Origin of the sequence: Enterococcus mundtii (genome assembly GCF_002947535.1) — a bacterium.
In the GTDB taxonomy this organism is placed as follows: domain Bacteria; phylum Bacillota; class Bacilli; order Lactobacillales; family Enterococcaceae; genus Enterococcus_B; species Enterococcus_B mundtii_B.
The window spans coordinates 47,072-59,897 of record NZ_PUAP01000030.1 but is presented as its reverse complement, the minus strand read 5'-3'; the positions used below and the strand labels follow the sequence as shown (position 1 = coordinate 59,897).

Sequence of the window (12,826 nt, the reverse complement as noted above, 5' to 3'; positions counted from 1 at the left end):
TTAGTAAACTACTAGATAATTAAAGTTAGTATATGACAATTATATAAGAAATGCAAAAAAACAGTCCAAGCAAACCATTGCTCAAACTGTTTTCTTCTTCATATTTCTTGCTTCCTACCCCGTTTATTGCGCAGAGATCGCAATACCGATCGCTTTTTCCCCCAAATGACTACCGATTACAGGACCAAAGTGCCCGATCTCGATTTCTGCTTGTGGGTATTGTTTTTGAAGTTTTGCTTTTTCTTCTTCCGCAACTTCTAAATTATTTGCGTGGATCACATATAATTTCACCGGTGGCTTTATTTCTTCATTTCGTTTGCCAATGATTTGTTCTGCACGGGCAAAGGCTTTTTTGCTTGAACGGATCTTCTCGAATAAAATGATTTTGCCTTCCGAAAAAGTCAGGATCGGCTTGATTTTCAATAGTCCGCCGATCAGCGCAGCACCGTTAGTCAAGCGACCTCCACGGACTAAGTTATTCAAGTCGTCAACGATCAAATAGGCGTATGTATTGTCTCTGATTCGATCGATGTGAGCTAAAATGGCTTCAAGTGAATAGCCTTGATCATTCAAGTCTAAAGCAGATTCGACCATGTGACCCATTGGCATACTTGTGATTTTCGAATCATAAGGAACAATCGTCATCTCTTTGACGTCGTCTTTCATCGCAAATAACGTATTGACGAACCCAGAAATCCCACTTGATAAGTGTATACTTAAGATCGTATCGTAGCCTTTCGCTTTCAGTTCTTCATAAAGTGCCAAAACTTCACCTACTGCAGGTTGGGAAGTCGTTGGAAAATCTTTACTGTTTTTCAATAGTCCATAATATTCGTCTGCTTCAATGTCGATACCTTCGTTATAAATTTTTCCATCCAAGATCACAGGGATAGGAATCACATATAAATCAGGATGGTTCTTGATACGTGTTGGCAGGAAAGCTGTACTGTCAGTTACGATTGCTAATTTCATTTATTTAAGTTCCTCGTTTCAAAGAATTTTACCAGTCCTTAATACTATATCATAAGTAAGAAAAGATTTGAACCTTTGTCCGGATTATAGAAAAAGCAACTTATGTTTTTTATTAAAATCTAAGATTTTTATCACTTTCCCATCCATTTGAACAAATAAAAGAGAGTGGGACATTAGTTCTCTCCCACCACCTAAAACCGAATAAACGGCGGGAACAGAAGTAACCTCTTCGGAAATAAGGCGCCATCCACAAAAATTTGACGAACAATTTTCGTGGATGGCGCCTTATTTCTCGAGGCTGAACACTTCTGTCCCGACCTCTTACTATTTATAGTTAGATCGCTTTCTTACTACCTATACAATCCTTGGTGCTTGCTACAGCATCCCCTTATCGTCTGAAATTCTTGACCATTTGCATGGCGTTTCGCCCAAATTGGGCAAAGACGAACGTCAAGCCACCGATGCCACCGATCACCACACAATAAATCACTGCATGCGTTTTTGATGTCATAGACAATGAAAGACTCAACACGAAGAAAAGAACGCAGCAAAGTAGTAACATGGCCATCGTCGAACGAAACGTCTTCAAGAAGAAGTGACTGATTTTTGCGAATGGCGAGATGCGGTATTCTTTTGATAAATAAAGATACCCACGAACAAACACAAAAGCAAAAGCCAACGTATTGGATAAACTCATTCCGTATCCACCAAATAAAGCTAAACCGATCGCTTGGAATACGACTTTTAAAATAATCGCCTCTGTTGTCAGTTTGATTGCAACCAAATGATGATTCAGTGATTGCAACATCGTCGATAGAATCGTAAACAACGAGAAGAACAAGGAAGCTAAAAGCGCCATTTGGAAGTAACCGACACTCTCTGGGTCATAGCCAAAAAACAAGGTGTATAACGGACCTGCTAACAAGGACATCCCTGCTAACGAAGGCAAAAGAATCAACAAGGCAATCGAAAAGCTATCTCCGACCGTTTTCTCAATTTGTAGACGGTCTTTTTTCCCAAGAGTACTTAGGATCGGCAAACTACTGATAGCGACCGTTCCGACCATCGAAATCAAGATCAATGTCAATTTATTCGGATTGACCGATGCTCGACTGAACAAAAATTCGAGTTGTTGGTCTGCAATTTCCGGTCTGAATAAATGCAAGAATGGTTTCATCGTCACCTGATCGATCATCTGTACGATTGTGATCACCGAACCCACATAAATGAAGGGTAATGTTTCTCGAATGATTGAAACAGACGCGGAACGATTGTCTTTTTGGAAATAGCGACTTGAGATCCAGAAATCTTTTAAACGGAAGTAGTCGTTTTTACGCCCCACGACAAACATATGACCAATAGCCGCTAGTCCACCGAAGAATGAAGCAACCGTACTGATCAATACCGCTTGTACGATCGTGCCGTCTGTCAACACACGTAAATAGTACGTACCGGCTAAAATGACGATCACACGGATCACTTGTTCGATGATCAAGGAAGTACCGTAAGGACGAAGATGATTTTTTCCTTGGAAATAACCGCGCATCGCACTTAATACTGGGATCGCTACTAAGGAAGGACAGAGACTACGAATCGCCAAAATACCGTTATCGACATTGGAGATCGGACTGATCCCTGCTAAAGCGGGAGCAAACAAATACATCAATACCGCAGATAGGATCCCAATAACGAACATGATATTGATCGTACTCCGAAAAATGACGCGACACGCCTGTTCATCCCCATTTTTCGTCGCCACCGCCACTTTTTTTGCAATGGCATTTGGAAACCCAACTGTCCCTAACATCAGGAAAAGACCATAAGGTAAATAGCCCACATTATAAAGGGTAGTTGCTAACATGCCATCTTGATTGTTCCCCATCATACTTAACCAAGGAATCAAATAAACGACACCTAAAACTTTGCAGAGTAGATTGGCAAAGGTAAGCCAAAATGTCCCTTGCATCAATTTCTTATTCATATGTCAACCTCAACTATCTCTATTAGAATAAACATCTTCCCTATTATAACAAAAAAAACTTGGAGGACAACTCGTTGATGAAAACAAAAAAATAAGCTTCTCTATTTTTGGGAGAAGCTTAAGAAATTCTATAACATTGATAATAAAAACACAGATGCAAGTCCTGTAATGACAGACAATGCCATTGAGCGGGTTTTATAGGCTACACCTGCAACAAGTAGCATCGCAACGATTTTGATATTCCAAGCGATATCTAAATGTTCATGTGTGATAAAAACATCTTTGAAGGCTAACGCTGCAAACAAAGCGACTGGTACATACTTCATCCACTCACTAAACCATTTAGGCACTTTTCGATGCGTAAAATAAAGCATAGGAAAAACTCGTGGAATGTAGGCAACGACAAATAAGCTGAATACCAGTAACAACAAGTACCACTCAGTCATGATGTTGGACCTCCTGTTCTGGGAAATGGAACAACGGTTCATTCAAAGGCTGTTCCTCTTTGCTGGTTCTCTTTTCTTTTTCCTTCTTGAAGGCTCTCTCTAAGGCAAAACCTGCTGAAGAAGCAATCAACGTTGCAACGATCAAACCGAAAGTGTTTTGGAATAGTACCATGAACAAGACGCTGAGTACACCAGAAAAGATCCCTGTGAAGATGAGTAAAGCATTCTTCATTTGCATGATGAACATAAAAATAAACATAGCGGTCAAAGCGAAATGGACCAAATCTGTATCCACTCGGATCACTGATCCAAAAATATTTCCGACCATGTTACTGATCGCCCAAGCCCCCATTGAAAACCAATTGACATACAACGCTTTTCGCTTGTCGCTTGTCCCAAGTAGGGTCAGTTGAGTATTTCAAATAATTGACTGCATAATTTTCGTCATTCAATGATTGAGAGAACACAGCTAAAAAGAATCGCTTTTCTTTCTTCATAAAGCCTGAAAGACTCGATCCTAGCAAGATATATCGTAGTTCTAAGAAAAAAACCATTAAAAGTGTGGTTGAAAATGGCGCTTGTGTGGCTAGCATAGAGGCAACTAAGAATTGTGCGCCGCCAGAAAATACTAAGATGGATAATAGACCAGCTAAGAGTGGATCAAAACCAACTTGTTGCAGTAAGACCCCGCAAGCTAATCCAACTGGGATATAACTAAGGCAAAGTGGCAACGCAGCATGTAGCGAATCCTGCCAAGGCGCCCGTTTCTGTTTATTCATTAACGATATCTCCTTCAATTAACAACAAATAAATAGCGGACTAATTGTAACATAAATAAATAAAAATGTAGCCGTTTTATCGTTAAACAACATGATATTTTTCTCATTTTCAAAGAACCTCTAATGAAAAAAAATAAAAATCATCGAGAAAGAGAGAGGAAATTCATAATCCTCCTCCTTTTTTCGATGATTTCATACTATAAATAAATGAGCTATTTTTTTGCTATTCGACCCTTTTACAAGCGAAAAATAACATTGGTTTTCAAATCATTCCTCGACGCTCTTTATCGTAGTTTCTTGTGTTTTCTTTATTTGCGAATAATTTGGATCATATTTATCTGTTTCAATGTAAATATAGATTTTTTTATCCTTTAATTGTTCACGGATCGTCCGTTCAATATCATTGATGATCATGTGTACTTGATATTCTTTACTCTCAAATAGATCGATTTTGGCGGCAACTAAAATCTCTGTCGGACTTAAATGTACAGTTTTGATATCAATGACGCGATTGACTTCATTTCGCTCAAAAGCAAATTTGATCTTTTTCAAATCTGTTGTAGTCACGCTCTCGCCAATGATCAAACTATAAAATTCTTTTGCCAGAAAGATAGCAGCACCCATCAATAAAAAGCCGATCAATAGACCGCTGATGGCATCGAAAGCTGCAATTCCTGTCACCATGGTCAATCCGGTGCCGACTAAGGCAAGAATGAGACCAATTACAGCACAGAGATCTTCGGTGAAGATCACCAGGATCTCACTGTGGCGACTTTCACGTAAAAAGCGCATGGTTGAAAGTTTCTCCGTGTTCAATTCGCGGATTTCTTTCATTGCTATTCGCAATGAACTCCCTTCTACAGCTAAACCAAATAAGAGGATCAGGATGACGATCCAAGGATTACCAACTTCGTGGGCGGGATGGGTAAGTTTTTCAAAAGCTTCCATCACACCTAGCGCGCCCCCACCAAAAAACAACATCATGGCAACAATCGTACTGAAAAAATATTTTGCTCGTCCTTCGCCAAATTGGTGTAATTCACTTTGACCACGATTCGCACGTTTATCACCGACTAGTAGTAATACTTGATTGCTACAGTCAACGATACTATGGATACTTTCATTCAACATCGCAGCACTACCACTGATGGCATAACCGACAAATTTACTAAACGCAACTAAGAGGTTGGCACCTAACGCAGCCAATACAGAAAACATTCCGCTCTTCTTCAAATTCTCCATTGTATATCTTCCCTTCATTCCTAACAACATCAAAGAGTATCTAAATTAAAGATCACGGTTTGATTATTTTGTAAAATTGTTTCTTTTGCACCCATTTTTGTATTTTTACCATCCACACTGAACATCCAATATTTTTTTTCTTCGGTATTTTGGCTCTGACCATTGATCGAGGTGATAAATCCTTTGTCTTCTTCCACACTAAAGTTTTGTTCAAGCACATCCAGTAGGTTTTCTCCTGTATGGAAAGTCACTTTTTTTACTAAGGTATCAACCCCAGCTTCTTGCAAGGTGATAGTTGCTGTTGCTTTCGTCACCATGGCTGAAGGTTTTGGATCAGCTTTTTTTGGCTCTTGATTTGTACAACCGGTAAAGAAAAGCAACATTGAACAGACAATGAGTAAACTGGTTCCTATCCTTTTCATTTTACCCCTCCTAAGTATAAAAAAAGCCAAGGAGAAACCGATTCCTTGGCTCTTTTTTCATCGATCATCTGAACTGATCTTTCTGAAGCGAATACGGAATGATCGTTCTTTTTTATCAATTTTTGCGGACCATCAAAGGCACTAAAAATTCATAATTGATAAAGAAATCGATCACTGAACGATGATAGTCACCAGAAGAAATCGCCAGATCTGTCTGTGTTTCGTCTTTTAGAGAGATTTGGAGCGACTGCCCTTTATCAAGCAACACTTTATAAGTCGTATCATCCAATTTTTCCATATCATACTGCGGATTTTTCATTGTGACAATAAAAATATCATCTAACACTTCTTGTGTGGCTGGAAACTTACTTGCAATATCTAATCTTAGTGGCTTCGTGTTGTCTAATAAGGTTTGATCGACTGTAAAGCCTAATTTACGTGCATAAGCAAACAATTGATTCAACTTATGATTGAAAATCGTGATCTGACTAGCCGAAAACACGCGTTCAACAGACCAATGACGAATCAATGCTAACACTCGGTCATCATCGATCTCGATCGTCATTTGTTCTGGGGATACCCGCATCAGATTGATGGATTCTACTTGATATCGTTGGTCGATCGTTGGTAACACAAATGAGAACATCAATTCTTTTTGTGGTGTCAAACTATAATTGATTGAAAAATATCTTGTTTCCCATACATCATATGCTTGTTTGGATAACTCCAAGCCGATATCATTCAATGGTTTTAATATCTCGTAGGCAAAGTATTCGATCAAACTCGTCTTAGCAATTGCAGAAATCGGTGTATCTTCTAACACGTAGCGATGATATGCGACCAATAACTCATTGAAATCCGCTTCGATCAAATATTTGCGTAAACGTAAATCAGCCAACTCTTCTTCTGCGGCTGCAATGAGATCAACGATGTCTTCATGATCATTTTGTTTACCAGAAAGATATGCTTGATTTTCATTGACCGCTTGCTCAACCGTTGAACGATCGGTCGCTGTTTGATTCGTCGAGTTTGGGACGACTTTTTCTTTTTCATGGATTTTGGCTTCTTCGCGAATTTCTTCTGCTTCATTCGCTTTTTCTATATCATTACTTTGTGCTTCTTCGACTGACTCGGTCATTCCATGATCTTCAGATGTCACTTCTTGTTGGTCTAACTCTTCTTGTTTTGTCATCACTCGTCCCCTCCCTCTTCTACTATTTCAGGGTTTTCACTACCAAGGTACGACATCAAGAAACGATGGATCGACTGCCTGAAACCTTCCATATCGCCAAAATACTTTTTGATTTGACGTTGTTCTTTTTCCACGATCGCAGCGCGTAGCTGATCTGCTTTTTCTTCATGCAATAACGTTTGCTTTTGTTTTTGGATTTTTTCAGGTTCTTCGATATACGGCAACCAACCTAATTTTTCATTTTCAAGAGTTTGTTTCTTTTGTTCTAACGCTTGGATTTCTTCGTCTATTTTTTTACGATTCAAAAATCCTTTCGTATCATCTAACTCAGTGATTTGCCGATCGATTTCTTTGATGGCATCATCTAAACGTTCGATCTCTGCTTTTGCAGTGATCACTTTTGCTTCTAACTCATTGATTTGTTTATCAAAATCATGTGTTTGTTGCGTGGCATAATTCTCCCACTCTTCATCGATTTGCGGCAATACAAAAATTTCAGGTAAGCTGGCATCGATCCCGATCGTTGCTCGCTCATGAAAATAGGTGCCGATCTGGTAATAACTCATCGTTGGAGAGAGGGTCTCTGTGTGTTTCATAAAAGGAAACTCTTGCAAGAAACGATCATGGATCTTTCGCATCAACAGCTGATCGATCTCATGATTTTCATTTGAACTCTTTTTAAGCTCATCGTTCAAGCGCCCATTGTATAACTGATAGATTGCGGGAATATTCTCTTCGCGGACAGCTTGTTCAAAAGCTTGCAGATCTTCTAATAATTGTGAAAGATTCATGCTCGCTTTTTCTTTGATATCGTAAAACGAAGATGTTTCCTCTTGTTCGTTTTCATCATAATGTTCGTTCGTCTGTGGGTCTATCATCTTACTGGCCTCCTCGTGCTTTTGAACGCATCAATTTTCTATCAATTATTCTATGTAATCCAATAGTATCATTTTCTAAGATAAAAGTGTTACTAAGTATGCGCTAACTTAGAACAAAAATTACTTTTACTAGCATTAACTGATGAGTTAGAAAATATAAAAGAGCGGGTCATCGATTCCCCGCTCTTAGCATTATTTTTTGGGTAAATCTCTTGTTGTAAAATGGATGCGTTGGTTCTCATCTCGTGTAAGCAATGTTTCTTCATTTAAATAAGAGAACTTCAATTCATTCAGTTCACTATCTTCTAACATATGCTCATATCCTGTAAAAATTGAGCGTATATACTGTTTGTACGCGTTTTTCTTTTTTTGTCTTTTTTTCATAGGACACCTTCCTTATCAAACCTATCATACCAATGAATGCCTTTTGAGACAAGCATGTTTCTTTTGTTTTTCTTTGAAATTTCTTTATATACTTAATTGATAGTTGACGAAACCTCCAAAAAATGAAAAAATGCGAGAGTAGCTAAGGAGGGAAACAAGTGAAAAAAATTGGTTTTGACTCAGAAAAGTATATCGAAGAGCAATCTGCGTATATCCTTGAACGCGTCCATCATTATGATAAGTTATATTTGGAATTTGGTGGGAAATTAGTTGATGATAAGCATGCCAAACGTGTCTTACCTGGATTTGAAGAAGATGCTAAAATCAAATTATTGCAAAAGTTACGTGATCAAGCGGAGATTTTGATTTGTGTGTATGCCGGTGATATCGAGCGGAATAAGATTCGTGGTGATTATGGGATTACCTATGATATGGATATCTTACGTTTGATCGATGAATTACGAGGATATGGATTATCGATCAATAGTGTAGTGATCACCCGTTATAACGGTCAGCCAGCAACTAAAGTATTTATCAACAAATTAGAGCGTCGTAATATCAAAGTCTATAAACACGCTGAAATCGAGGATTACCCGATCAATGTCGAAAAGATCGTTTCAGAAGATGGTTTCGGTAAGAACGAATACATCGAAACAACCAAACCGATCGTTGTCGTGACAGCACCAGGTCCAGGTAGCGGTAAATTAGCTACTTGCTTGAATCAGCTCTATCACGAAAGCCAAAAAGGCAATGCAGCAGGTTATTCTAAATTTGAGACTTTCCCAGTATGGAATGTTCCATTGAAACATCCCTTGAATATTGCCTATGAAGCAGCAACAGTCGATTTAAAAGATGTCAATATGATCGATTCATTTCATTTTGACGCGTATAACAAAGTGGCTGTTAACTACAATCGTGATGTGGAGACTTTCCCTGTCATCAAACGGATCATCGAAAAAATCACTGGCAAAGAATCGGTCTACCAGTCACCTACTGATATGGGCGTCAACCGCGTAGGTTTTGGTATCACGGATGATGAAGTCGTACAGGAAGCCTCAAAACAAGAAATCATCAGACGCTATTTCCAAACAGCGTGTGACTTTAAAAAAGGATTGACAGATGAAGATGCCGTCAATCGTATCAAATTGATCATGGAAGAAGTCGGATTACGTCCTGAAGACCGTAAAGTCGTGACCCCTGCCCATGAGTATGCAAAAACTAGTCAAGCATCTAGTACGGAACCGCTAGCAGTGATTGCGATCGAACTGCCTGATCAAGTGATCCTTACAGGGCGGACAAGTCAATTGATGGATGCTTCGGCTGCTGTGGTATTGAACGCGATCAAATATCTCGCCCACATTTCCGATGAGATCCCATTGTTATCTCCGCTCGTGTTGGAAACGATCCAAGGACTTAAGAGCAAGGCGTTGCACTCGTCAATCGATACATTGAATCTCAATGAAGTGTTGATTGCTTTATCAATCAGTGCAGTCACAAATCCAATCGCTCAAGTTGCTTATGAAAAATTAGCAGAGCTTGAAGGTGCGCAAGCACATTCAACTGTGATGATCAATAAGAATGACGAACAAAACCTGAAACAATTAGGTATCGACATCACAAGTGCGCCGGTTTACCCTTCAGAAAACTTGTATTATCAATAAATAATTCTTCGATGATAGCTAAAAGAGAAAAATAAAAGTTGCCTCAATAAATAAGGTGGTATCCATGAAAATTGCTCAAATTTTTGTGGGTACCCCTTTTTTTAGGAGCTGCTTCGCTTTCTGACGTTTACTGCTTTCAAAGGAAAACAATAAAGTAAAGAAGTTATTTGTCTAACAGCTTCTGGTCATAGTTTACTAACAAATATATGCATACATATATGCCAACACCGTTAGATAAAATCAATAATTTAGGATTTCTTGATTCACTCCTGCCCATTAAAAGACACCTGTCTTTCCCCTCTCTTCCATGTATACGCTTTAGTCTAAAAATCTCATGAAATTTCTCTCAAAAGATTCGTATTCTTTAAAAATAACATGTAGAATTAAACGGAATTTGGTAAGGAGTGATTTTTTTGAGTCAGTTTATTGGAATAATAGGTTTACTTTTAATTTTTGGGTTGGCGGTTTTGATCAGTAGCGATCGAAAAGCCATCAAACGCAAACCATTGATCATCATGCTCGTGTTGCAATTTGCGTTTGGGTTTGTTTTATTACGTACGACTTTTGGTACAGCAGTTGTTGGGATGTTAGCCAAGCTATTTGATCACTTATTGGCATTTGCCGGTGAAGGTGTCAATTTCGTTTTTGGTGGTGTAGCAAACGTTGGAAGTGCCCCATTCTTCCTGAATGTGTTGATGCCGATCGTCTTTATTTCTGCCATTATTGGGATTTTGCGTTACATCAAGATTCTTCCTTTATTTATGAAAGCAGTCGGTCTAGGATTGAGTAAAATCAATGGCATGGGGAAATTGGAATCTTATAATGGTGTGGCTTCAGCGATTTTAGGCCAATCAGAAGTCTTTATCTCCATCAAAAAGGAACTGCCTTTTTTGACAGAAAAGCGCCTGTTCTCGATGAGTGTTTCCGCTATGTCAACTGTCTCGATGTCCATCGTTGGTTCCTATATGGCGTTGATCGATTCAAAATACGTGATCACTGCTTTAGTGTTGAATCTTTTCGGCGGATATATTCTTGCTTCGATCGTCAATCCTTATGAGTTAGACGAAAAAGAAGATGAATTAGTGATTGAAGAAGACAAAGAACAAACATTTTTTCAAATGTTAGGCGAATACATTTTAGATGGTTTCCATGTCGCGATCACGGTGGCTGCAATGTTGATCGGTTTTGTTGCCTTGATTGCTATGATCAATGCCTTGTTCAACGGGATCTTTGGAATTACGTTCCAACAGATCTTAGGTTATATTTTTGCACCATTTGCATTTATCAGCGGGATTCCTTGGAAAGAAGCGGTCGATGCCGGTAGTATCATGGCAACCAAACTAGTGACAAATGAGTTTGTAGCAATGACCGAATTGTCGACTGGTACCTTTGAATTTACAGAACGTACCACAGCTATCTTATCAGTCTTCTTAGTATCATTTGCAAACTTCTCTTCGATCGGGATCATTTCAGGGGCAATGAAAGGGTTGAATGAAGAAAAAGGTAATCTTGTAGCAAAACATGGATTGAAAATTTTGTTCACCGCTTCATTAGTCAGCTTTTTAAGCGCAATTGTTACTGGAATACTGGTATAAAGCTATCTTTTATCTAGGGTCTTAAGTATACTGAACTTAGCTGGTTTGAACAGATGACCTGTTTGAATTAGTTAAGTTTTTTTATTTCAAATGACAGATTTCCACTTTTCGGTATATATTAGTTATATACATATCTTTGATCCTGTACCTATAGAAAGGAATATTTCCTATGAATAAATGTTATGTATTTATTGGTCCTTCTGGTTCCGGAAAGACGACACTCGCTCATGCCATTTTTTCTCCACAGCAAAAGATCATTACGTATACGACCCGCCCCCCACGAAGAAATGAAAAAAATCACGTTGATTATCATTTTGTTTCTAAAGAAACCTTCGAACAGATGATCTCCCATCAGGAATTTGCCGAATGGGATCGGTATGCCGATCACTATTATGGCTCAAGCAAACAAGAGATCGCAACGAAGCTGGCACAGGGTGACTGCTTCACCGTTCTTACAGCTCCAGGTTTTTGGCACTTGTATGAAATATTTGGTCGTTGTATCGTGCCTATCTTCATCTCAGTAGCAAAAGAAAAGTTGAATGAACGATTTATACTTCGCGGCGACTCACCGGATAAAATCAAGCAAAGGCTCGCTCTCTTTGAAAAAGATCAAAAAGAACTTGAAAAATTAACACTTATTCCTACCTTGATCTCATTCGAAAACAATCAGACGTTAGAAATCGAGACAAAAAAATTAAAGCAAGCCATCCAGGCAGCGGATCATCGCTGAACAGTTGGCTTGCTTTTGATTTTACTCGTTTCACAATACTTTTTGATACGCTTTTCTTTCTCCGTGTGGGAATGGAAATTCAATCATGCCACAATAATGGAATCCTGCCGAGTAAATCGTCTTTTCCATCGGTTGATTCGTTGGAAACGTATCGATCCGAACATCCTTGATTCCTTGACATGCGGAAACCGTCAATAAATGTTCGATTAATTGTTTGCCAAGTCTTTTCCCTCTGACGTTTTGATCAAGAGCGACTCGATGGATGGAGAGATACGACTCTTCCCCCTGCCAATTTCCATCAATTGCTGTATAGACCGGATCGATGCCGGCAACTAGCGCCGCAGTGCCAACAATGACTTCTTCGTCAATCATGACAAAGCTTTCTTGTCTTTCAATGTCTTCGATGATTCGTTCTTTTGATGGCTTTTGCTCCCCTTGCCATTGAGGTAATCCTTGCTCAGCAAGATATGCTGCGGCTTGATCGATGATTTGCAACACTCTCGGCAAATCAGCTACTGTTGTTTTTCTAAGGTACATATCTCTG

The 12,826-nt window shown here is 38.9% G+C and carries 12 protein-coding genes and 1 pseudogene; 3 read left to right on the top strand and 10 right to left on the bottom strand.

The features are described from left to right. Positions 1 to 123: 123 nt before the first annotated feature. The 9 genes and pseudogenes from CUS89_RS10245 to CUS89_RS10205 form a co-directional block, all read right to left on the bottom strand. Positions 124 to 972 carry a DegV family protein gene (locus CUS89_RS10245; RefSeq protein ID WP_104872046.1) on the bottom strand — a complete coding sequence of 283 codons (849 nt, stop codon included), beginning with the start codon at positions 970 to 972 and terminating at the stop codon, positions 124 to 126. A gap of 388 nt (positions 973 to 1,360) precedes the next feature. Next, positions 1,361 to 2,953: a polysaccharide biosynthesis protein gene (locus CUS89_RS10240; RefSeq protein ID WP_104872045.1), complete on the bottom strand. Its 1,593-nt coding sequence runs from the start codon at positions 2,951 to 2,953 to the stop codon at positions 1,361 to 1,363. Positions 2,954 to 3,081: 128 nt separating this feature from the next. After that, complete coding sequence (locus CUS89_RS10235; protein WP_104872044.1) at positions 3,082 to 3,399, bottom strand: AzlD domain-containing protein; 318 nt, start codon at positions 3,397 to 3,399, stop codon at positions 3,082 to 3,084. Continuing rightward, positions 3,392 to 4,178, bottom strand: a pseudogene (locus CUS89_RS10230) (AzlC family ABC transporter permease). The gene CUS89_RS10235 and the pseudogene CUS89_RS10230 overlap by 8 nt, the downstream one beginning before the upstream one ends. Before the next feature lie 267 nt (positions 4,179 to 4,445). Continuing rightward, the gene (locus tag CUS89_RS10225; RefSeq protein ID WP_104872043.1) at positions 4,446 to 5,420 is read right to left on the bottom strand and encodes a cation diffusion facilitator family transporter; all 975 of its coding nucleotides are present in this window, start codon (positions 5,418 to 5,420) and stop codon (positions 4,446 to 4,448) included. 29 nt (positions 5,421 to 5,449) lie between these two features. Then, positions 5,450 to 5,842 carry a DUF4430 domain-containing protein gene (locus tag CUS89_RS10220; protein ID WP_104872042.1) on the bottom strand — a complete coding sequence of 131 codons (393 nt, stop codon included), beginning with the start codon at positions 5,840 to 5,842 and terminating at the stop codon, positions 5,450 to 5,452. 115 nt (positions 5,843 to 5,957) lie between these two features. Beyond that, a complete protein-coding gene (locus CUS89_RS10215) occupies positions 5,958 to 7,034 on the bottom strand; it encodes a hypothetical protein (protein WP_104872041.1) in 1,077 nt (358 codons plus the stop codon). Beyond that, positions 7,034 to 7,912: a viral A-type inclusion protein gene (locus tag CUS89_RS10210; protein WP_104872040.1), complete on the bottom strand. Its 879-nt coding sequence runs from the start codon at positions 7,910 to 7,912 to the stop codon at positions 7,034 to 7,036. The genes CUS89_RS10215 and CUS89_RS10210 overlap by 1 nt, the downstream gene beginning before the upstream one ends. Before the next feature lie 192 nt (positions 7,913 to 8,104). Further along, a complete protein-coding gene (locus tag CUS89_RS10205) occupies positions 8,105 to 8,296 on the bottom strand; it encodes a hypothetical protein (RefSeq protein ID WP_010735437.1) in 192 nt (63 codons plus the stop codon). 158 nt (positions 8,297 to 8,454) lie between these two features. Between CUS89_RS10205 and CUS89_RS10200 the strand changes: the two genes are divergently transcribed. From CUS89_RS10200 to CUS89_RS10190, 3 genes are all read left to right on the top strand, one after another. After that, positions 8,455 to 9,957 carry a DUF1846 domain-containing protein gene (locus CUS89_RS10200; RefSeq protein WP_104776667.1) on the top strand — a complete coding sequence of 501 codons (1,503 nt, stop codon included), beginning with the start codon at positions 8,455 to 8,457 and terminating at the stop codon, positions 9,955 to 9,957. Positions 9,958 to 10,370: 413 nt separating this feature from the next. Next, on the top strand, positions 10,371 to 11,552 hold the full coding sequence (locus tag CUS89_RS10195; RefSeq protein ID WP_104776668.1) for a NupC/NupG family nucleoside CNT transporter: 1,182 nt from the start codon (positions 10,371 to 10,373) through the stop codon (positions 11,550 to 11,552). A gap of 169 nt (positions 11,553 to 11,721) precedes the next feature. Further along, complete coding sequence (locus CUS89_RS10190; RefSeq protein WP_104872039.1) at positions 11,722 to 12,282, top strand: guanylate kinase; 561 nt, start codon at positions 11,722 to 11,724, stop codon at positions 12,280 to 12,282. A gap of 30 nt (positions 12,283 to 12,312) precedes the next feature. Here the strand turns inward: CUS89_RS10190 and CUS89_RS10185 are convergent, their stop codons facing one another. Further along, positions 12,313 to 12,819: a GNAT family N-acetyltransferase gene (locus tag CUS89_RS10185; protein ID WP_104872038.1), complete on the bottom strand. Its 507-nt coding sequence runs from the start codon at positions 12,817 to 12,819 to the stop codon at positions 12,313 to 12,315. Positions 12,820 to 12,826: the final 7 nt, after the last annotated feature.